This is a genomic window from Nonomuraea sp. NPDC046570 (assembly GCF_040645915.1).
Taxonomy (GTDB): domain Bacteria; phylum Actinomycetota; class Actinomycetes; order Streptosporangiales; family Streptosporangiaceae; genus Nonomuraea.
Genome location: NZ_JBEYZF010000066.1, coordinates 1 through 19,680, shown reverse-complemented (window position 1 = coordinate 19,680; position 19,680 = coordinate 1). Strand labels below are relative to the sequence as shown.

Here is a 19,680-nt window from a genome sequence, read left to right as displayed (position 1 = left end):
CCGACATCAAGCCCGAGCCCGCTGGTTCCACCGCCGCGCTCGCCTGGCCACCGCATACACCCAGATCAGCTAACGAATGGCGGCTGCCGTACTAGCGGATGCGTTCCTTTGTACATACCGGATTGCCTTCTCGACAGAGAGTTCGCCCGTCAAAAGGGAAATTTCTCGCTCTTTCTCGTACCGCGGAGCGTCTAGAAACTTACCTGCGCCTCTTCCAAACTGGGTCAATACCGTTTCATCAGGTATGCACAGCCAAGGCGTTACAGTGGCGCGACAGGCGCGGCTGCGCACATAGGACGAATCAGGCTCTCCCATGACGGGAAAGTCTATAGACGTAGATGTGAAGTGTCACGCAATCACTACACAACCAAGATGTTTAGCTTTACGGATGTAACTAAATCGTCAAATTAGGTAGCCCGATCCTTATATGTCCCAGAATCTTGGGCGCCAGACTCCACCCTCCCCGACAGCGCGCACCCGACCGCCACCATCGGACGAGTCGCGCAGGTTATCCGAGGTGTCCCGGACTCGTAAGGCCTGTGCCCGGCTCCCGCCCCGGGGACTCGAGCCGAACTCCTCTGGGGGATTTGTCGTCCAAGCAGAGGCTTCGACCAATAGCACCGACAAACCTCGCTCTATACCGCCTTGTCTGGCGATAGACGCCTGCTCCTCGAGAAGAAGTTTCGACCAGCCAGTGCTCATCGGAACCACACAGCGAGAATCGGCGGCGTGATCGACACGGCCTTCTCTCGGAGGCGCGGCCTTCGACGGACTTCGCTCACGTGCCATGGCGCGCGGAGCATGGTGTGAGTAGAGTCGACACTCTTCTGCGAGGCCGGTTTGTCCCCGTCCTTGACCGGCACACGGATATGGTCACCTCCACCCATGTGCCCTTGTCGACGGACCCAGCGGACTGCAGCCGACGAACATCGCCCTGGATTCGGGCGGCTTTGAGGTCCTGCACCGGGCCTGGTGATGATCACGAAACCCCTCGGGAGCGAGCCGTCAGGGACGGCGAAGATCTTGACACCCTGAGTCGCCAGGGGCTTCACCTCTGCACGACCAAGACGCCTCAGGCCCTGTGACCTGCATGATCAGGCTGCCGGGGCCCCGCTGCGACGAGAGCTCGTCCGGAAGCCCTAAGGCGGGTTGGGGTGTGGTCTAGGTAGTCCTAAGGCGTTGGGGTTGGGGAGATAAGGCATCCGTCCGATGTGAGGGGGTGGGCCTTAGGAGCAATCTTGAGGATGTCGGCAAGGGACACCAGCAAGAGAGCAGGGAAACCTGATGAACCCCGAGATCGAACTCCAGGTCATGCAGAGTCACGTCAGCGAGCTGCGGCAGGCCGCCGCCAACCACCGCCAGGTACGCGAGGCGGAGAAGGCGAACAAGGCCGCGCGGCGCAGCCGTTCGGTTTTCGGCAAGCTCCGCAGCTCATGACCACCCCACGAGAGCCCGGCCGCACCCTCCCTCGCGGCCGGGCCCTTCTACCTCCCTAAATACGGCGAAAGCAACCCAAAGGGCATGACATGCTTGACGGCATGATGGGTCGAACCGTGAGTCCTGTCTTCGTCGGACGGGACGCGGAACTGTCGGTCCTCAGGGAGGCGTTCGACGAGGCGCGTAAGCGATCGGCGACGGCGGTCCTCCTGGGCGGCGAGGCCGGCGTCGGCAAGACCAGGCTGGTGCAGAGCTTCGCCGAACAGTCCGCCCACCGGGGCGCCCACGTGCTGTTCGGCGGCTGCGTCGAGTTGTCCACCGAGGGCCTCGCCTACGCGCCCTTCACCGCCGCGCTGCGCCAGCTGGTCAGGGAGCGGGGCACCGAACAGGTCGCCGCGCTGCTGCCCGAAGGCGCGGCGCGCGATCTGGCCCGGCTGCTGCCCGAGTTCGGCGAGCCCAGCGGCGACGGGGAGACCGACACCGGCCGGGCCCGCCTGTTCGAGCAGTTCCTCACCCTGCTCGAAAGGCTGGCCGAGAGCAGACCCGTCGTCCTGCTCATAGAGGACATCCACTGGGCCGACCGGTCCAGCCGCGACCTGATCGCCTTCCTCAGCCGCAACCTGCGCGAGGCGCAGGTGCTCATGGTGCTCACCTACCGCTCCGACGACCTGCACCGCCAGCACCCGCTGCGGCCCGTGCTGGCCGAGCTCGGCAGGGTCAGCGGCGTACTCAGGCTCGACCTGCCCCGGCTGTCCCGCGACGAGGTCGCCGAGCAGATGGCCGGCATCCTCGGCGCGGCGCCGCAGTACGGCCGCATCCAGAACGTCTACGAGCGCAGCCAAGGCATCCCGCTGTTCGTCGAAGCCCTGATGGACTGCGACCACGACAGCTCCGACCTGCCCGAGTCGCTGCACGACCTCATCCTCGGCTCGGTCGAGCGGCTGCCCGAGGAGACCCAGCGGGTCCTGCGCGTCGCCGCCGCGGGCGGCATCAGGGTCGGCCACGCGCTGCTGTCCGCAGTGAGCGGGCTGGCCGACCTGGAGCTGGAGTCCGCGCTGCGCCCGGCCATCGCCGGCAACGTGCTGCAGATCGCCGACAACCGGGCGTTCGTCTTCCGGCACGCGCTGATCCGCGAGGCCGTACACGACGAGTTGCTGCCCGGTGAGCACCAGCGACTGCACGCCAGGTTCGCCGAGGAGATCTCCCGCGACCGCACGCTCGTCCCGCCGGGCCGCGCCGCCGTCGAGATCGCCCACCACTGGTACGGCGCCCGCGACGACCTCTGGGCCCTGGTCTCCGCCTGGGAAGCGGCCCTGAAGTCGAGCAAGGCCTTCGCCTACACCGAGACGATCCCGCTGCTCGAACGCGTGCTCATGCTCTGGGACAAGGTTCCCGACGCGGCCGAGCGGATCGGCGCCGACCACACCACCGTGCTCGAACGCGCCGCCTCGGCCGCCTACGCGGGCGGCGAGCTTGAGCGCGGCTTCAAGTTCGCCAAAGCCGCGCTCGCCGAGCTGGACGAGACGGCCGAACCCGAGCGGGTCGCCGGGCTGCTGGTGCTCCACGCCGACCTCAAGCACTCGAAGGCCAGGCCCGGGGACGGCGACTACCGCCGCGCGCTCAGCCTCGTGCCGAACCCCGGGCAGGGGCGCGCCGAGGTGCTGACCAAGCTGAGCCAGTACCTCATGCTCACCGGCGAGGTCGTCGAAGGCACCGCGCTGGCCGAGGAAGGTCTCGTCCTGGCCAGGCAGCTCGGCGACAAGTGCACCGAGGGCGAGCTGCTGATGAACCTGGCGCTCGGCACCTCCATCGACGGCGACCTCGAATCCACCTACGCCACCAACTCGCTGGCCAGGCAGCTCGGTGAGGAGATGGGCTCGGGCAGGCTGATCCTGCGCGCCATCGGCAACAACATCGACACGCTGAGCGAGCTCGGCCGCGGCGAGCAGGCGCTCAAGCTGGCCGACGAGGGCGAGCGGCTGTCCAGGAAGTACGGCAGGATCAGGACCAGCGGCGGCTTCATCCTGACCAACAAGGCCGAGGCCCTGGAGGCGATGGGCCGCTGGGACGAGGCGATCGAGGCCATCGAGCGGACGCTGAGTCTCAGCCCGCCCGTGCGCACCCGCCACCACCTCATCAGGGCGCGGGCCGAGATCGCGATGGCCAGAGGTGAGCTCGACCTCGTCGAGAGCATCCTGTCCGAGCTGGGAGTGTTCAAGGACCGGTCGGAGGAGTACCTCCAGGACGTCACCAACAGCGCCCGGCTGCACATGGGGTGGCGCCTACTCAGGGGCGAGCCCGACCTGGCCCTGGCCGTCGCCCGGCGCGTCCTGGAGCGTCCCGCGCAGTCGAGCAAGGCGATGCTGGGCTGGCGGCTGGTCTCCTCCATCCGCAACGCCTGCGACGCGGCCGGAGACCGGGAGCAGGCCGCCACAGTGCGCGCGCTCGCCGCAGACGTCGCCGCCACGCTGACCGCCGTCGGCCCCGTGGCCGAGGGCTTCCGGCTCTCCTACCTGGGCGACTTCGACGGCGCGGCCGGCACCTGGGAACGCCTCGGGCGCCCTTACCCCCGAGCCAAGAACCTGCGCAAGGCGGCGGGTACGGCGGCCCGCGCCGGCGACCGGGAGGGGGCGGCCGAGCGCCTGCGCACCGCCTACCCGCTCGCCGTGGCCCTGCGGGCGACACCGCTGGTCACCGAGATCGAGAACCTGTCACGCCGGGTGGGCGCCGCGCTCACCGAGGGGGCCTCCCCCACGCCCGAGCTGCTCACCCCGCGCGAGCTGGAGGTACTGCGGCTGGTCACGCTGGGCCGTACCAACCGGGACATCGCGGCCGAGCTGTTCATCTCGGCCAAGACGGTGAGCGTGCACGTGTCGAACATCCTGAGCAAGCTCGGCGTGGCCAGCAGGGGCGAGGCGGCCGCCGCGGCGCACCGCCTCGCACTGCTCGCCTAGAACAGCAGCGCCTCGGCCAGCAGGATCACCCCGAAGACCGCGAAGGCGGCGGCGGCGCCGTACCTGATGGTCTTTTCCGGGAGGTGTTTGCCGAGCAGCCGCCCGACCACGATGGCCAGGGCGTCGGCGGCGACCATGCCGACCGTGGAGCCGATCCAGGTGCCCAGCCAGCCGTGCTGGGTGGCCAGCGTGATGGTGGCGAGCATGGTCTTGTCGCCGAGTTCGCTGAGGAAGAACGCGATCGTCACCGCGATCACCGCGTTGCGGGTCGTGCGTCGCGCCTTCTGCGACTCCTCCTCGGTCAGCTCGTCGCCGCGCAGTGTCCACAGCGCGAAACCGAGGAAGGCGACGCCCGCGATGATCGAGATGGCGGTGGTCGGCAGCGCGTCGCCGATCAGCCCGCCGACGGCGACGCTCACCAGATGGACGGCGGTGGTGGCGATGGTGATGCCCGCCAGCACCGGCCACATCTTGAAGCGGGTGGCGAAGGTCATCGCCATGAGCTGGCTCTTGTCGCCGAGCTCGGCCACGAAGATGACGCCCAGACTGATCCAGAACGCTTCCAAAGGGTCCTCTTCCCGCGACCGGGCGAAGCGGGGGACCCGGGGGAGATCTTCGGGCGTGGCTTCGGCCCGGCAGCGTCATGTGAAATGACTGCCAGGCCGAAGGTCTCGTCCGCCCGTGAGGCCCGCGTGACCGGGCGCCCGGAGGCGCCAGCGTGTCGATCACGCGAATTGAGGACTACTCCCCTTCGGTAATTCCGCAGGAGTCTACCAGCCGCTACAGCGAGCAGCCAACCATCACCGGTTCGTTGACCAGCGTGACGCCGAACTTGGCCAGCACGCCGTCGCGTACCTCGCGGGCCAGTTCGAGCAGGTCGTGCGCGGTGCCGCCGCCGGACGGGTTGGTGAGGGCGAGGGTGTGCTTGGTGGAGATGCGCACGGGACCGCGCTGGTAGCCCTTGGGGAAGCCCGCCTGCTCGATCAGCCACGCCGCGGGCACCTTGACCGCTCCCCCGGGCGTCTCCCAGCGGGGGAAGCCGGGGGCGCGCAGCTCCAGTTCGGCCGCGTGCCCGGCGGGCAGGATCGGGTTGGTGAAGAACGAGCCCGCGCTCCTGGTGTCGGGGTCGCCGGCGTCGAGCACCATGCCCTTGCCGCGCCGCAGCTCCAGCACCGCCTCACGGGCCGCCGCCAGCGGCACCCGGTCCCCCAGCGGTACACCGAGGCGCGCGGCCAGCTCCGCATAGGACACCTCGCCCGACACTTCGGAAATATCCAGCGCGTAGGTGACGGCGAGCACCAGATAGCGTCCCAGCTCCGCCTTGAACGCGCTGTTGCGGTAGGAGAAGCCGCACCGCCGCGCCTCCAGGTCGAGCACCTGCCGGCCGACCCGGTCGTACACGCGCACACACCGCACCGTCTGCGACACGTCCTGGCCGTAGGCGCCCACGTTCTGGATCGGCGTCGACCCGACCAGCCCAGGAATGCCCGACATGCACTCGATGCCCGACCACCCCTCGGCGACCGCCCGCGCCACCAGCGCGTCCCAGTCCTCACCGGCCTCGACGGTGAGCACCACCTGGTCGCCGTCCCGCGAGACGCCGACCCCCTGGCTGGCCACCCTGACCACCAGCCCGTCGAACCCGTCGTCGGACAGCACCAGGTTGCTCCCGCCGCCCAGCACAAGCGTCGGCTCCCTGCGCCGGTCGGCGTCCGCGACCAGGGAGACAAGCTCCTCCGCCGTGCGCGCCTCAACATAGGCGCGGGCCGGCCCGCCCAACCCGAGCGTGGTGTACGGCGCCAGCCGCACCCCTTCCAAGCGATCTCCCATAGCAGGTAAGCCTACGAGGACCCCCGCCATGCCCGGCACCTAGGACAGCTGCACCACGGCCCTGGCCTTGGACAGCACCCGCACGTCACCCGAGGTCGCGGTCAGCCCCACGACGACCCGCTTGTCCTCCAGCTTCTCCTCCACGACCCCGCCCACGGTGATCGTCGCCCCGGCGTCGTCGTCCGGGACGACCACCATCGAGGAGAACCGCACGCCGTAGTCGACCACCGCCGCCGGGTCCCCCACCCAGTCGGTGACGAACCGCCCGCCCTGCGCCATCGTGAACATGCCGTGCGCGATCACGTCGGGCAGCCCGACCGTCTTGGCGAAGCGCTCGTTCCAGTGGATGGGGTTGAAGTCGCCGGACGCGCCCGCGTACATCACCAGGTTGACCCGGCGCACCTTGTAGGCGACGGCGGGGATCTCCTGGCCCACCTCGACCTCGTCATACCTCACCGTGGACGCCATCTCAGCCCGCCCCTCCGCGCTCGACGATCGTGTTGTAGGTGGTGCAGACGTGCTCGCCGGCGAGCGTGGACACGTCGGACCGCACGGTCAGCAGCTCGTTGCGGCCCGCACTGCGGATCTCGGTGATCGTCGAGCTGGTGACCAGCTCGTCTCCGGCGTAGATCGGCCGGGTGTACTCGAAGCGCTGTTCGCCGTGCACGACCATGGCGAAGTTCAGCCCGAGCTCGGGGTCGACCAGCGCCTCACCGCCGCTCTGCAGGCTGAACACGATGGGGAAGGTCGGCGGGGCCACGACGTCGGGGTGCCCCGCGGCCTGGGCCGCCTGCCTGTCCCGGTAGATCGGGTTGTCGTCACCGATCGCCGCCGCGAACTCGCGGATCTTCACTCTGCTGACCTCGTACGAGGCGCCGGACGCATAGGTGCGCCCCACGAAATCACGGTTCAAGGCCATCGATGCCCCTGTTCCCTACGCGTACAGAGCCGTTGGAGCCGACCATAACAGAACAAAATTCGGCTGTCTGTACGTCCGGCCGCGCCGAACCTATCGCCCGCACCGCACCCCGGTCCCGCACTTCCAGCACCCTGACCGCCCCTTGACCCCGGAGACACGACAAACCGGCGCCCTCGTCGAGGACGCCGGTTGTGCGATATGAGATCAGGAGTGCCCTGCCGAGACAGCCGCGGACGCCGAGGGTCTCGCGGTGCCCTCAGGTGCGGAGACTAGCGGGTCTCGCGGTGCGCCTGGTGCGTGCGGCAGTTGGGGCAGTACTTCTTCAGCTCAAGCCGATCCGGGTCATTGCGCCGGTTCTTCCGCGTGATGTAGTTGCGGTGCTTGCACTCCTGGCAGGCCAGCGTGATCTTCGGCCTAACGTCGGTGGCAGCCACGTGGGAGTGCCTTTCTACGTTTGGGACTGGGACATACCCGTACCCGGACGGATGACCCGACCGGGGAGGGGTAGTAGCGGAGGCCGGACTTGAACCGGCGACACAACGATTATGAGCCGTTTGCTCTGCCTGACTGAGCTACTCCGCCTTCACCGGATTGAACGACCCGGCCAGTTGAGGATACCCGACCCTGGGAGCACTCTCATACTTCACCTGATCGGGGGGTGTGCCCCCAGTATGCCCTACGAACACCCGCGAGCCGAATCAATAGTGCCCGGAACCGCTACGGTCCCGACGCGGGAGTCGCACGCTACGCTCAACGCTCATAGCCTGCGCCTGGCTCCGGCAGCACAGCGAGCCGGAGCCGGCATACCCACCTCCCGGAGGGCGGCGGGCCGCGAGAAGTGCCTAGTTGCAGCAGGCGGCAAGCGCGTTCACAGCGCGTACGGTTTCAGCCTTGCGGGTGATCGCCTTCGAAGCGGCCTTGACGGGAGCCGGTCCCGTGTCGCGCTGTCGCTCCACAACCGCAGCCATCTCCAGACCGTGATCTATGGCCACCGCAGCAGTGAACGACCGCGACTTCAAGATCGAAGTGAAGAGCTTCTGCAGTTCCTGCTTGTCCCGAGTCCTGAGGATCTGACGACGTTCCTGCCGGGTGATCTCAGCGTAAGCCCACAGGTTCGACTCGTTCGCGTGACCGTCGAGACACTCGAAGATGTAGTACCTGCGGTGCTGCTGGATGATCCCGGCGAGCGGAATGTCGTAGTGGTTCAGGACCTTGTCGATCTTTGCCGTATCCGCCGGACGCCATGGTTCGGCGCCTATCCGGAGATGGATTTGATCACTCATCGCCACCCTCCTTCCACTCTGGTTCGCCGAAGCACTCGTTGAAGCGAGCACTGTCATCATCAGTCCATTCCCGTCTCGCGTCTAGGTTTTCCACCGACACATGAGACGGGTTCCATTCACTAGGAGTGTATTCGACACGAAACTCCTGTTCGCGGAGAGCGCCTGCTGTCGTATAGCGCACCCCCTCACCCTCACGGGCGACAGCCAGCCGGTTAGGGAAGTTGGCGACGGCTTCATCGACGGTCAGCTTCCCGCGCATCAGGGATACCGCGTTCTTGATGTCTGGCCGAACGGGATGGTCCTTGAAGGGCTTTCCCTTGACCGGCCGGTCACGATCGCCGTACTCCGTGAGGACCTCATCGTCGGCGATCTTTCCGTGTCGCCCGAACCATCGCATGAACGAGGATAGTAGAGCTTGATCGCGACTTGAGTAATCAAGACGGTACTTTAAGCTATTATCGGTCAGCCGTAGTTGATATATCACTTTCTGTAAAGTCTAGACAAACCATGGGCGACCAGCTCGCATTGAGCATTCCCGCTCAGGTGCGCACCGACCCACACACTCGTTTCGGACAGTTCCTCGCCGAGGCACGCGGCCACGCGAACGCAGTGATCATCCGCAATCATCCCGGTAAACGAGAAAACGCCCGGTCCCGCATTTTTTGCGGGACGGGCGTTTCACGTTTCCAGAGTGTGAGCCCCCAAACGGAATCGAACCGTTGACCTTCTCCTTACCATGGAGACGCTCTGCCGACTGAGCTATAGGGGCCTGTCCGCGCTGCGGACAGGTGTAACCATACACGTCACTCCGCGATGATGCGAACTGGTTCGGGCGGTCATTCCACGGTCGTGGGACGCCGCCGCAGGGGTAGCGGGACCACCTCGCAAAGATCGGCCAGATCGACCAGCCGGGCCACCTCTTCGACCGAGACGCAGTCGGCCAGCAGCCACCCGTCCCGGCGCACTCGCAGCACCTGTCGCCCCGCGCGCACGGCGGGCCGGATCTCCAGCCCGTCGGGGCCCACCCAGCGCCTGTCCATAGCGGCACAGAGTAGCCTCCGCGACCCACAGTTCCCGCCTGGCACTCGCGTGACAGCCATACCAACTCGGCACCAAGAAAGCCGCCAAGAGAAGTCCAAGAGGGCTTCCGCAGAGTAGACCCCATGACCGTCAATCTGCTCGGATTCCGCATCACCCATCGAGCCATGCGCGCCGACACGCGCCGCCTGGCCACCGCCCTGAACAAGCTGGCCGCCGATGACCGGCCCGCCGACCCGGCCAGGCTGGACGCGATCGCCAAGTTCGCCACCAGCCTGTGCGCCGGCATCCATCACCACCACACGGTCGAGGACCTGGAGCTGTGGCCGGTCATCGTTCGCGCCGCCGGGGCCGAGGTGGAACTGAGCGACCTGACCGACGACCATGACGCGCTCGACCCGATCCTGGACGAGATCACCGCGGCCGCAGGGCGGCTGCGCGCCGACCGCGCGGCCGTACCCGCGATGGCCGAGGCCATGGGCAGGCTCGCCGACCTGCTGGACGAGCACATCGAGGAGAAGGAGCGGCGGCTCTTCCCGATCATCCTCAAGTACGGAACCGGGTCGAGCAGCTCGCCCGCAAGGGCGGCGACCTCCGCTTCGACCTGCCGCGGATTGGCCAGCACGCGCTGCCCGAGGAACTGGCGGAGCTGCGCCGCGAGGGCGGCCCGATGATCACGCTGGCGCTGGCGCTGACCCGCAGGGGCCACCTGCGCCGTCAGAGGCTGGTCTTCGGCGCGGCGTGACGGGCCGCCGCCGCCCAGTGCGGCGAGGGCAGCCGCCCGGCCACCTCGGCGGCCACGGCGTAGTGACCGTGGTCGAGGCCCAGCAGCTCGGCCAGGTCGCCCAGCACCTGGGCGACGGGACCGAGCGTGATCGACCCGCTGTGCAGCCCGCCGAGCTCGCCCTCCCACGGCAGCAGCAGCTCGTAGGCTCTGGCCGCGACGGCCCGGTCGCCCAGCGCCACCGCGGTCTGCCCGCGCATGGCCTGCCAGAGCAGCCAGTAGTAGTCGCGCTTGTGCTCCCACTCCGGCCGCCACACCTGCCTGGCCAGGTCGAGGTCGCCGGCCGCGACGAGCGCCCTGGCGTACAACTCGTGCACCTGGTCGGGGATGCGCTCGTACAGCGTGGCGGCCGAGGGCGACCATGAGCAGCGCGTGGTGGCCCTGCATGAGGTACCCGACCAGCCGGTGCGCCTCCCCCAGGGCGAGCAGTTCACGGCCCAGCTCGGCCAGCTCCTCGCGCCGCCCCGGCTCCAGGACGGCGAAATATCGCGCGTTGAGCGCCAGGCAGAGCAGGTCGGGCCGGTCCAGCTCGCGGGCGATCTCCACGGCCCGCGCGCCGTCGTGCCCTTCGAGCGCGAAGACCAGCGCGGCCAGCAACCGGCAGCGCGTCTCCTCGTCGTGCCCCGCGGCCAGCTCGGCCTCGACGTCGGCGACGAACCGCGCGTCGTAGCGCCGGTCCTGCTGGATCGTCCACGTCACCGGAGCGTCGTAGGCGGTCAGCGCCCGCGCCTTCTGCCCGATCCGGCGGGCCGACTCCACCGCCTGCGCCCTGGCCGCCAGCGCCCCCACCACGTCCCCCGCGTGCCCGCGCGCCGACACCAGCCCGCACAGCAGGCCCAGCCTGCTCTCGTCGTCGGTGGCCAGCTCCAGCGCGGCCTCCCGCAGCGCGGCCGCCTCCCGATGCGCGTGCAACCCCGACGCCTGTACGGCCGCCGCCGCCGCGTACTCCCCCGCCCGCGCCGAGACCGCCTCCAGCGCGTGGTGGGCCAGCGCCGCGACGTCCGCCGGCCGTACCCGCTCCAGGGCCGTCAGGACCCGGCCGTGCAGCCGGGTACGGCGGATGCGCGTCGTGTCCTCGTACAGCGCCTCCCTGACCAGTACGTGTGTGAAGCGCACGCGCCCCGGCCCGGGTTCGGCCAGCAGGCCGGTCAGTACGCCCGCCTCCAGCGCGTCCAGGACGGTGTCCTCGTCGCCGTCGTGCATCTCGGCCAGCATGTCCACGTCCACGTCCCGGCCGATGACGGCCGCGTCGCGCAGGACCGTCTGCGCGGTCGCCGGCAGTCTGGCGATCCTCCTGCGGATCAGGTCGCGCACGCCGGGCGGCAGCGAGCGGGCGGCGGCCGGTCCCTCGACCGCGAGCAGCCGGGCGATCTCGCAGACGAACAGCGGGTTGCCGCCGGTGCGTTCGGCGACCGTGCGGACCGTCGCCTCGTCCACTTCCAGGCCGGAGTGCCTGGCCAGCAGCGTGGCGACGTCGTCGCCGCCGAGACCGCCGAGTTCCAGGTGCCAGGCGCCGCCCGCGATGGCCGCCAGGGTGGCCAGCAGCTCGTCGGTCGCCTCGGCGGGGCGGTGCGTGGCCAGGACCAGGATGCGGCCTTCCGGGGCGTGGGTGGCCAGGTGGCGCAGGAGCTGGAGGGTCTCGCCGTCGGCGCGGTGCACATCCTCCAGCACGACCAGGAGCGGGGCGTGCCGGGCGAGGTAGGCGGCCAGCGCCCTGGCCAGCTGGAACGGGCTGGACCGGCCCGGTTCGTCGCGCAGGAGCGGCGCGAGCCGTACCGGGTCGTCGGGTGGGGTGTGTGTGGCGAAGTGGCGGACGATCTCGCTCCAGGCCCACGCGGGGGGCGCGCCGCCGTCGGTCTCGGGGCAGCGGCCGACCGCGACCTGCCAGCCGCGCTCGCGCAGCTCGCGGGCGAAGGCGTCGGCCAGCGTGCTCTTGCCCGCGCCGGGGTCGCCGCCGAGCCACACCGTGCGCGGCGTGTCGTGCGCGGCGGCCTCGCGCAGCCTGGCCAGCTCGCCGGCCCGGCCGACGAGCCCGGAACCGTCCCGCTCGGCCCGGAGCGGCCCGAGAACCCTGATGGTCAGCACGAGGATCCTTTACAGGCGGAAGTACCCGGCGAAATCCTTCAAGCGGTCCACGTCGTCGACACGAACGACGGCACCAGTTTCGGGTGCGTTCATCATCTTCCCGTTTCCGAGGTAAATGCCGACGTGATGCGTCCTAAGGCGCTTTTTCTTGATTTTTCCGTAGAAAACCAGGTCGCCGGGGCGGGCGTTCTTCACCCGGCGCATCTTCCGGACGTGGTCGTCGGTGTTGCCGGGGCCGAGCACGTCACGGCCGTGCGCCAGCGCGTAGACCCATCTGGCCAGGCCCGAGCAGTCCAGGCCGCGCGTCCTGGCCGCCGGGCACGGCTTGATCGAGCCCCGGTAGCCGTGGCACGTTCCCTTCGAGGGGCCGGGGTCCTCGGCGTGGCCGCCGCCCCAGGAGTACGGGATGTCGCGATCCTCCACCTGGTAGGCCAGCAGGACGATCCGCGGCATCACGATCTGCGCGAGGGGCACCGACGAGACCGCGGTGAGCAGGATGAGCACGACGACCGCCAGTCCCGCCCGCACTCTGCCCGACACACGCCGCTCCCCGTCATCGCCTCCCTTTATCCTGCTTTATCTCGACTTGGTGTGCGCCTACTGCGGCTTGATGGTGAGGTCGACCGTGCCGACCTGAAAGCGCATGCCGACCTGGCTCGCCTTCTTGGCCACCTTGGTGGCGAAAGAGAACGTGGCCTTGCTGCCCGGGTTCAGCGCCGAGATCTTGCAGCGCACCGCCGTACCGCTGAAGGAGCAGCCCGAGCTGGCCTTGACCACCTTCATGCCGCCGAACGTACGGCCCTGCAGGTTGATGTCCTTCACCTCGCGCGCGCCGGTGTTCTCCACCGTCACCGAGTAGAGCGTCGTGCCCTTCACCCGGCCGCTGATCGTCACCTCCGCGGGCGGGTTGGCCATTTCCTCCAGTTCCTCCTTCGAGCCGTTGAAGGAGTCTTGGCCGCCGACCAGCGGGCCCTTGTCGGCCGACTGCCAGAAGGTGTGCTTCGTCCAGCTCTTGGGCAGCTCGCCCGGGTCCGCTCCCCATCTGGCCAGCCAGAGCGGGTTCCGCTTGAACGCGGCCGAGTCGCCCGTGCAGCTGCGCCACCAGCTCGTGGTCGTGTAGATGATCGCGTGCCTGCCGGTCCGCTGGCGGTACTTCGCGGTGAAGTCCTTGATCCAGGTGACCATGTCCTTCTGGTCCAGGCCGTAGCAGGAGTTCTTGCCGTTCTTGTCCTTGTACGGGTTGTCCTCGACGTCGAGCACGCCCGGGAGCGTCCAGCCGTCCGACTTCCACTCGCCGCCGTTGTCGACGAGGAAGTCGGCCTGGGCGGCGCCGTCCGACTCGTGCGGCTGGGCGAAGTGGTAGGCACCGCGGATCAGGCCGGCCGCGGCGGCTCCGCCGTACTGGGCCTCGAAGCGTGGGTTGCGGTAGTCGATGCCCTCGGTGGCCTGCACGAACGCGAACGCCCCGCCGCCTCCGGTGACCTTGGCCCAGTCGATGTCACCGGTCCAGTTGCTCACGTCGACCCCGGCGATGCCGTCGGCCGCCTGAGCGTTTCCCGGCACCACTAAACAAGTCATCGCGGCGGCGACCACCGCCAGTGACAGGCGTTTCACGGCTTTTTTCCTTCCCCCGGAAATGGCAGTGCCGAAGATCCTCCCGGAGTGCCACCTAATACCGCAAGCCGCACTTTCTTCGCATGTTCCTGGAGATTGACAGCGTTTATCGCTCGTTACACTGCCCGCATGGACTTGCGGCAGCTCACCGAGGAGGTCGAATCGGTGTCCAAGATCTACGCCGGTCGGCACGGGATCGAGCGGGACGGCACCTGGTTCCTGCTCAAGCTGCAGGAGGAGATCGGCGAGCTGACCCAGGCGTTCCTGATGCGTTCGGGGCAGTCGCGGAACAAGGGGTACTCGGCGGAGGAACTGGAGACGAACTTCCGGTCCGAACTGGCGGACGTGTTCAGCCAGGTGTTGCTCCTGGCCCGCCACCACGGCGTCGACCTCGAAGCCGAAGTGGAACGCAAGTGGCTGGTCTGGCTCGTCAACGACGGAGCCTGAGCGGCCTGCGACCGCCGGTACAGTCGGCACATCGGGGCCGCCATCTGCCTGGTCGGCGCCACGCGGGTAACACTGCGGGGGATGCCACGGGCATCCCCCAGGGCAGGGGTCAGGAAAGGGCGAGTTCGGTGACGTAGCCGGACTGCTTGGTCCACTGCGCGTTCAGGGCGCCCTCCTTGACGTACGCGTCGCCGTTGCCTTTGACGACGCCGATGCGGTCGCCGGAGAGGGCGATCTGGATGACCTGGTTGGACTCGGTGGTCCAGGCGGCGTTCAGGGCCCCGCTCTTGACGTAGGCGGTGCCGTCGCCCTTGACGACGCCGATGCGGTCGCCCGAGAGCTGAAGCTGGATGACCTGGCCGGACTGCCTGCTCCACTGGGCGTTCAGGGCGCCTTCCTTGACGTAGGCGTCGCCGTTGCTCCTGAGGACGCCGACGCGCCTGCCCGACAGGTCGATCTGGACGGCATCCGTGGTCTGCTTGGTCCACTGCGCGCTGAGGGCGCCCTCCTTGACGTACACGTCGCCGTTGTCCTTCAGCACCCCGATGCGGTTGCCCGACAGTTCCAGGTGCTTGACGTCCGAGGATTCCTTCACCCACTGCGCGCCGAGTTCTTTGACGTACGCGTCGCCCTTGTCCTTCAGGATGCCGATCCGGTTGCCCGCGAGCGCGATCTGCTTGACGTCTCCGGACAGCTTGACCCATCTCGCGGTGAGAGCGCCCTCTTTGACGTACGCGTCGCCGTTGTCCTTCAGGACGCCGATCCGGTTGCCGGACAGCACGATCTGCCTGACGCTCCCGGTCTCGGCGGTGAACGCGCCGCCCAGCGCGCCCTGCTTGGCATACGCGCCGCCGTCGCCCCTGACGATGCCGATCCGGTTCCCGCCGTCCCCGGACACGGTGGCGGCGGCCCCTCCCGCGCCCACCGCGACCAGGCTCGTCAGCGCGGCCGCGACCAGAGCAGACAACGCGATCTTGTTCATGACAATCCCCCTAAGGACGGACCCCAACCGCGCCATCAGGCACGGAAGCTCGCCGGACACCTTATGCACTCGATCGATCACCGCCAGTGCGCAAGAACCGCCAACAAGCAAAGAAGGCTCCACAACTCCCCACCCAACGCGCGGAGCGCGGAACCCGTGGGTTCCGCGCTCCGCCGGCTCAGGCATCCCCCTCCGGATTAATAGGTGACCGGCACCTCCACCGAGACGGACGTCGGGCCGGGCAGCGGCGTGCCGCCGCCGCCAGGGCCGGGCACGCCAGGAGTGATCTGCACCTTGGCGCGGACCGTCGACCCGGACGCCACGGTCGCGGTGGTGCCCTCGACGGTGAACGAGTTGTTCCAGATGCTCAACGCCCGGCTGCCCGAACCGAGGAACGCGCCCCCGACGATCTCACCGGAGACCTGCGCCCCGATGTTCCTCGGCTCGCCCGGAGGCTCGGAGATGCCGATGGCGCCGACGGTCCCGTAGATCCGCACGTCGCCGCCGGTCACGTCCACGCAGGCCTTGACGTTCAGGCCCTGGATCGGTCCACCGGTGCTGCAGGTGGTCACGGTGGTGAGCGTGGAGGCCGAGGCCGGGGTGCTCAGGGAGAGCCCACAGGCCATGGCCACCGCCATGAGAACGGCACCACGCTTGGCGATCTGGTTCATCGAGCTCCTTCGTGGAAGTCGGGCAGCCAGCCCCGTTGCGGGCTGCCCGATCCACAAGATGTCATATGTCACATGGCAATTGGATGATTTCCTACCAGGACGCAATGGATTCGCGCGGAGCGCCGTGGAACGGTCTATTTGCTGCGCGCCAACGCAAAAAGCCCTCCCCGTCCACGGACGGGGAGGGCCTTGTCAGAGGTGGGTCAGTATTCGCTGCTCACGCTCACGCCGGTGAAGGCGGTCGTGCCGTACAGGGTGATGTAGTGGTAGCCGGCCTGCGGTGAGGTGATGGTCAGGGTTTCGGCGTTGCCCGCGGTGGCCGAACGCTTGCTGTAGTTGGTCGGGGTGGCCCAGGAGCTGGGGCTGTAGTAGAGGTCGGCGTTGCCGGTGCCGCCAGTGGTCGTGATCTTGAGCTGGGTGGTTCCGGCGGGGACGAGCAGGTAGAAGTAGGAGTGGTTGCCGGAGGTCGCGGCGGCATTGGTCCGGACGCAGTTCTTGCCGAGCGCGCGGGTGTCGGAGCCGGGACACTGCGGCAGCGGCGCGGTCACGGTGACGGTCTTGGTGGTCGTGCCGGTCTTGCCCCCGTTGTCGGTGACGGTCAGCCGGACGGTGTAGGTGCCTGAGGCGGCGTACGTCCTGGACGGGTTGGCCGCGGTCGAGGTGCCGCCGTCGCCGAAGTCCCAGGCTCGCGAGGCGATGGTGCCGTCGGAGTCGGTCGAGCCGTCGGTGAAGGTGACGGTGGTGCCGTTGACGGCGGTGCTGAAGGCCGCGACGGGGGCCTGGTTGGTCGGGGTGCCACCACCACCGCACGCGCCGCTCGCGCAGGCGGTCAGCCAGGTGTTCCAGTCGGTGGTGTAGTTCAGGCCGGTCAGGAAGGAGCGGGCGGCGCTCCAGCTTCCGGCGCGGTAGTGGCCGAGGACGGTGGCGACGTCGGCCGGGTGCTTCTCCAGCATGTAGCGGGCCGCGAGGTAGCCCCAGCGGTAGGTGCGGGTGGAGTCCTCGTGCTCGTAGGTGGTGTCGAACACCTCGCGCAGCGTGAAGGTCTTCTTGGCGGCCTCGGTGATGGCGGCCTGGTAGACGACGTCGCGGTAGGAGTAGGAGACGTACTCGGCGAAGCCCTCGGTCCACCAGGTGGTCGGGGTGGACTGGCTGGCGTTGAAGTTGCCGTACATGTTGAAGCGGCCGTCGAGGTAGTGCGTGTACTCGTGGTTCAGGTTCCAGATGGCGAACGTGGGCAGGACCCGGGTGTCCTCGTACGCGATGAACCTCGGCTGGTTGCCCGCGACCTCGGGAGTGCCCTCCAGGTACATGCCGCCGTTGTCGGTGGCGATGTCGTACAGCGCGCCCGCGTAGGTCTGGTAGTCCACGCTGGAGTTGAAGACGACCACCTCCAGGGAGGTGTTGCGGTCGCCGGGGATCGGGCCGTTGTCGTTCACGAGGCTGTGGAAGTAGGCGTCCTGGTTGGCCAGGCTGGCGCAGCTCGCGTTGAGCTGGGCGGTGGTGATCTCCTGGGCCCGGATGCGCAGGGTGGGGCCGCAGTCGTGGCTGATCGGCAGCACGGTGGCCATGATCTGCGCCCGGTAGTCGCAGACGCCGTAGTAGGAGCAGTTCGCGGTGTCGTAGTAGTCGACCATGTCGGCCAGGGCCACCCACATCTTGGCCGTCGGGCCGGTGATGGCGCTCCGGCCGACCAGCGCCTTGACCAGGGGACGGACCTTGGCCTGCAGCGCCGTGTGCTGAACGAACCGGCTCAACTCACGGCCCGCGTTGTAGGGCAGGTAGTAGTAGTCCCCGCCGAGCAGCCCGAAATGGTCGTTGGCGAAGCCGCTGACGACGTCCAGGAGGCTGGGGTCGTTCGTGACGGCGGTGACGAACGTGGAGTCGTAGTGGCCGCGGAACAGCACGGTGAAGACGCTGTTCACCGAGCTGCGCATGTACTTGTAGGCGTTGTAGGAGCTGTTGTAGGCGGTCAGCAGCCGCTTGACCACGTAGATGTAGCGGGTGTTCTCCTGCGCGCTGTCGATGAGGATGACGGTTTCGTTCAGCGTGTCGCCGTTGATGTCGTTGACGTCGCCGGAGCGGGGGTTGGCGAAGAACGCGTCCAGGGCGGAGCGGACGGCGCTCTTGAGGGTCGTGCCGTACGCGGGGACGCCGTTGGCGGGCTTGCTCTGCACGTAGTAGCCGGCCCGCAGGAACAGCACGAGCTGCAGCGTTCCGGTGCTGTTGTCACCCGCGTAGGCGACGGCGTTGTCTCGCAGGGCGGTCGCCACGGTGACCATCTTCGGCTCGCCGAACACGGCGGGGGCGTTGGCGCTGGTCAGCCCGAACAGCGTGTTCACGCAGCTGGGGGCGGCGTTCTTGATCGCGGTGACCAGGGCGGCGCCGCTCTGGCCGGAGAAGTCCGCGACGTCGCACACCGCTGCCGCCGCACGCTGCTTGCCGGTGTCCGGCGGCGCGTCGTAGTCGTCGCGCTGCTGCTCGACGAACGCGGACAGCGGCGGGAGCTCATCGGGGGTGAGGGGCTTGTGCTGAACGTGCGGCGACTCCTGGTCGCGGGCGCCGGAGACGTCCCGGTCGACCTCGGGCCCACCGGCTCGCACGACCGCGGTGCCCGGGGAGGCGACGACGACCTGCGTACCGACACCTAAGCCGAGGACGGAGCCGACGATCACCATCCGGGAGATCGTTCGGCGCAACCTGCTCTGCATGGCACTCCTGGGGGGAGGGGAGCGATCCCATCTGGCCAGCGGCCAGGCGGTTTATGGTATGTAAAATTTCACACGTCACATGGTTAACACAAGACTAAATTTTCCCGCTAGCAAACAGGTCGACTTGTGGGGGTTTGATCACCTCTTTGCGGCGGGCGATCATGCCTCTGTTCACGACGACCGCCTGGCGACGGCTCGGCTGCATGGCCACCCGGGCCAGGTTCCGGCTGTACGGCGCGACGCGGCGCACGCAGGAGCCGGAGACCCTCGGTGCCCGACTCGATGCACGTCACCGGCGGCTGACGATGGCCCCGGCAAGGTGGAGCTCCTGATCAGCGATGAGAAACTGCCCGCCGAGATCGGACGCTGAACGAGAACTACGGCTGCCCGCCCGGCTGAAACCTTCGTTCAGGGACGGAACTGGCGGGTGATGGTCGGATCGGTGATCGTGGTGTCCTTGGCCAGCATCATCGCCTTGCTGAGGATGACCGCCAGCACCCGGTCGCCCTCGAACGGCAAGAACACATCACCGTTGCCGGACTCAGGCGTCTACTTGGGGACGATGCACAGGTACTGGTCATTGGGGGACATCAGGATGTTGCCCGAGCCCAGGTAGATCTTGTAGGTGCGCAGCTCACGCGTGGGGTTTCATCGTGCCAGGCAGCGGAGCGACGGGCAGTTCTTTGCCGTTCATTAGCCACTCCGGGTGGGCGGCGCCTCGATAGACTCGGGTGCAGGCGATCTGAAGACAGAGCGTGGGTCTAAGCGCCCAATGTTTCGCATCGGTACCTGCGGTGATCGTTCGAGGTTGAGCACGTGATTCCAAGCAGTTTCCTAGTACGGCAGCCGCCATTCGTTAGCTGATCTGGGTGTATGCGGTGGCCAGGCGAGCGCGGCGGTGGAACCAGCGGGCTCGGGCTTGATGTCG

17 protein-coding genes, 2 tRNA genes and 1 pseudogene are annotated in these 19,680 nt (G+C 68.1%); 4 read left to right on the top strand and 16 right to left on the bottom strand.

The annotated features are described in order from the left end of the window. Nucleotides 1-1,284 precede the first annotated feature (1,284 nt). Nucleotides 1,285-1,437, top strand: coding sequence for a hypothetical protein (locus ABZ911_RS41435; RefSeq protein ID WP_358069610.1), 153 nt, complete (start codon nucleotides 1,285-1,287; stop codon nucleotides 1,435-1,437). Between the two features lie 101 nt (nucleotides 1,438-1,538). Continuing rightward, a complete protein-coding gene (locus tag ABZ911_RS41430) occupies nucleotides 1,539-4,391 on the top strand; it encodes an AAA family ATPase (RefSeq protein ID WP_358069607.1) in 2,853 nt (950 codons plus the stop codon). Here ABZ911_RS41430 and ABZ911_RS41425 read toward each other — a convergent pair. The 10 genes from ABZ911_RS41425 to ABZ911_RS41380 all read right to left on the bottom strand — a co-directional run bounded on the left by ABZ911_RS41425 (nucleotide 4,388) and on the right by ABZ911_RS41380 (nucleotide 9,463). After that, a complete protein-coding gene (locus ABZ911_RS41425; RefSeq protein ID WP_358069604.1) occupies nucleotides 4,388-4,957 on the bottom strand; it encodes a TMEM165/GDT1 family protein in 570 nt (189 codons plus the stop codon). The two genes, ABZ911_RS41430 and ABZ911_RS41425, sit on opposite strands and share 4 nt — an antisense overlap. A 214-nt stretch (nucleotides 4,958-5,171) precedes the next feature. Further along, nucleotides 5,172-6,221 (bottom strand): UDP-N-acetylmuramate dehydrogenase, encoded by a 1,050-nt coding sequence (locus tag ABZ911_RS41420; protein WP_358069601.1) that lies wholly within the window; start codon nucleotides 6,219-6,221, stop codon nucleotides 5,172-5,174. Between the two features lie 39 nt (nucleotides 6,222-6,260). Then, nucleotides 6,261-6,689, bottom strand: a complete 429-nt coding sequence (locus ABZ911_RS41415; RefSeq protein WP_358069599.1) for a MaoC family dehydratase — start codon at nucleotides 6,687-6,689, stop codon at nucleotides 6,261-6,263. Between the two features lies 1 nt (nucleotide 6,690). Further along, nucleotides 6,691-7,140 (bottom strand): MaoC family dehydratase N-terminal domain-containing protein, encoded by a 450-nt coding sequence (locus tag ABZ911_RS41410; RefSeq protein ID WP_358069596.1) that lies wholly within the window; start codon nucleotides 7,138-7,140, stop codon nucleotides 6,691-6,693. 269 nt (nucleotides 7,141-7,409) lie between these two features. Further along, nucleotides 7,410-7,574, bottom strand: a complete 165-nt coding sequence (gene rpmG, locus ABZ911_RS41405; RefSeq protein ID WP_181616146.1) for a 50S ribosomal protein L33 — start codon at nucleotides 7,572-7,574, stop codon at nucleotides 7,410-7,412. Between the two features lie 74 nt (nucleotides 7,575-7,648). Then, a tRNA-Met gene (locus tag ABZ911_RS41400) sits at nucleotides 7,649-7,722 on the bottom strand. Nucleotides 7,723-7,982: 260 nt separating this feature from the next. Further along, nucleotides 7,983-8,423 (bottom strand): hypothetical protein, encoded by a 441-nt coding sequence (locus ABZ911_RS41395; RefSeq protein ID WP_358069593.1) that lies wholly within the window; start codon nucleotides 8,421-8,423, stop codon nucleotides 7,983-7,985. Continuing rightward, a complete protein-coding gene (locus tag ABZ911_RS41390; protein ID WP_358069591.1) occupies nucleotides 8,416-8,820 on the bottom strand; it encodes a hypothetical protein in 405 nt (134 codons plus the stop codon). The genes ABZ911_RS41395 and ABZ911_RS41390 overlap by 8 nt, the downstream gene beginning before the upstream one ends. Before the next feature lie 299 nt (nucleotides 8,821-9,119). After that, nucleotides 9,120-9,192: transfer RNA gene (locus ABZ911_RS41385), tRNA-Thr, on the bottom strand. A gap of 67 nt (nucleotides 9,193-9,259) precedes the next feature. Next, entirely contained in the window at nucleotides 9,260-9,463 is a 204-nt protein-coding gene (locus ABZ911_RS41380; protein ID WP_358069588.1) for a transposase, read from the bottom strand. A gap of 123 nt (nucleotides 9,464-9,586) precedes the next feature. Here ABZ911_RS41380 and ABZ911_RS41375 point away from each other — a divergent pair, with 123 nt between their 5' ends. Next, nucleotides 9,587-10,135: a hemerythrin domain-containing protein gene (locus ABZ911_RS41375; RefSeq protein WP_358069586.1), complete on the top strand. Its 549-nt coding sequence runs from the start codon at nucleotides 9,587-9,589 to the stop codon at nucleotides 10,133-10,135. 1,751 nt (nucleotides 10,136-11,886) lie between these two features. Here the strand turns inward: ABZ911_RS41375 and ABZ911_RS41370 are convergent. The 3 genes and pseudogenes from ABZ911_RS41370 to ABZ911_RS41360 form a co-directional block, all read right to left on the bottom strand. After that, a pseudogene (locus tag ABZ911_RS41370) lies at nucleotides 11,887-12,330 on the bottom strand (ATP-binding protein); the annotation flags it as partial. 9 nt (nucleotides 12,331-12,339) lie between these two features. Continuing rightward, nucleotides 12,340-12,870 carry an NlpC/P60 family protein gene (locus ABZ911_RS41365; protein ID WP_358069583.1) on the bottom strand — a complete coding sequence of 177 codons (531 nt, stop codon included), beginning with the start codon at nucleotides 12,868-12,870 and terminating at the stop codon, nucleotides 12,340-12,342. A gap of 57 nt (nucleotides 12,871-12,927) precedes the next feature. Further along, nucleotides 12,928-13,944: a GH25 family lysozyme gene (locus ABZ911_RS41360; RefSeq protein ID WP_358069580.1), complete on the bottom strand. Its 1,017-nt coding sequence runs from the start codon at nucleotides 13,942-13,944 to the stop codon at nucleotides 12,928-12,930. Nucleotides 13,945-14,073: 129 nt separating this feature from the next. Here ABZ911_RS41360 and ABZ911_RS41355 point away from each other — a divergent pair, with 129 nt between their 5' ends. After that, a complete protein-coding gene (locus tag ABZ911_RS41355) occupies nucleotides 14,074-14,391 on the top strand; it encodes a pyrophosphatase (protein ID WP_358069577.1) in 318 nt (105 codons plus the stop codon). 109 nt (nucleotides 14,392-14,500) lie between these two features. On the opposite strand, the gene ABZ911_RS41350 is transcribed toward ABZ911_RS41355, so the two are convergent. The 3 genes from ABZ911_RS41350 to ABZ911_RS41340 all read right to left on the bottom strand — a co-directional run bounded on the left by ABZ911_RS41350 (nucleotide 14,501) and on the right by ABZ911_RS41340 (nucleotide 18,752). Then, on the bottom strand, nucleotides 14,501-15,373 hold the full coding sequence (locus ABZ911_RS41350; RefSeq protein ID WP_358069574.1) for a hypothetical protein: 873 nt from the start codon (nucleotides 15,371-15,373) through the stop codon (nucleotides 14,501-14,503). A 197-nt stretch (nucleotides 15,374-15,570) separates the two neighbouring features. Further along, nucleotides 15,571-16,044, bottom strand: coding sequence for a hypothetical protein (locus ABZ911_RS41345; RefSeq protein ID WP_358069571.1), 474 nt, complete (start codon nucleotides 16,042-16,044; stop codon nucleotides 15,571-15,573). 203 nt (nucleotides 16,045-16,247) lie between these two features. Next, a complete protein-coding gene (locus tag ABZ911_RS41340) occupies nucleotides 16,248-18,752 on the bottom strand; it encodes a collagenase (protein WP_358069568.1) in 2,505 nt (834 codons plus the stop codon). Between the last annotated feature and the right edge of the window lie 928 nt (nucleotides 18,753-19,680).

What these genes read in the sequence shown, in the direction of transcription:
- ABZ911_RS41355 (WP_358069577.1), top strand. Translation starts at nt 14,074, where the DNA reads ATGGACTTGCGGCAGCTCACCGAGGAGGTCGAATCGGTGTCCAAGATC.
- ABZ911_RS41410 (WP_358069596.1), bottom strand. Translation starts at nt 7,140, where the DNA reads ATGGCCTTGAACCGTGATTTCGTGGGGCGCACCTATGCGTCCGGCGCC.
- ABZ911_RS41435 (WP_358069610.1), top strand. Translation starts at nt 1,285, where the DNA reads ATGAACCCCGAGATCGAACTCCAGGTCATGCAGAGTCACGTCAGCGAG.
- ABZ911_RS41350 (WP_358069574.1), bottom strand. Translation starts at nt 15,373, where the DNA reads ATGAACAAGATCGCGTTGTCTGCTCTGGTCGCGGCCGCGCTGACGAGC.
- ABZ911_RS41395 (WP_358069593.1), bottom strand. Translation starts at nt 8,423, where the DNA reads ATGAGTGATCAAATCCATCTCCGGATAGGCGCCGAACCATGGCGTCCG.
- ABZ911_RS41345 (WP_358069571.1), bottom strand. Translation starts at nt 16,044, where the DNA reads ATGAACCAGATCGCCAAGCGTGGTGCCGTTCTCATGGCGGTGGCCATG.
- ABZ911_RS41375 (WP_358069586.1), top strand. Translation starts at nt 9,587, where the DNA reads ATGACCGTCAATCTGCTCGGATTCCGCATCACCCATCGAGCCATGCGC.
- ABZ911_RS41340 (WP_358069568.1), bottom strand. Translation starts at nt 18,752, where the DNA reads ATGCAGAGCAGGTTGCGCCGAACGATCTCCCGGATGGTGATCGTCGGC.
- ABZ911_RS41415 (WP_358069599.1), bottom strand. Translation starts at nt 6,689, where the DNA reads ATGGCGTCCACGGTGAGGTATGACGAGGTCGAGGTGGGCCAGGAGATC.
- ABZ911_RS41380 (WP_358069588.1), bottom strand. Translation starts at nt 9,463, where the DNA reads ATGGACAGGCGCTGGGTGGGCCCCGACGGGCTGGAGATCCGGCCCGCC.
- ABZ911_RS41420 (WP_358069601.1), bottom strand. Translation starts at nt 6,221, where the DNA reads ATGGGAGATCGCTTGGAAGGGGTGCGGCTGGCGCCGTACACCACGCTC.
- ABZ911_RS41390 (WP_358069591.1), bottom strand. Translation starts at nt 8,820, where the DNA reads ATGCGATGGTTCGGGCGACACGGAAAGATCGCCGACGATGAGGTCCTC.
- ABZ911_RS41430 (WP_358069607.1), top strand. Translation starts at nt 1,539, where the DNA reads ATGATGGGTCGAACCGTGAGTCCTGTCTTCGTCGGACGGGACGCGGAA.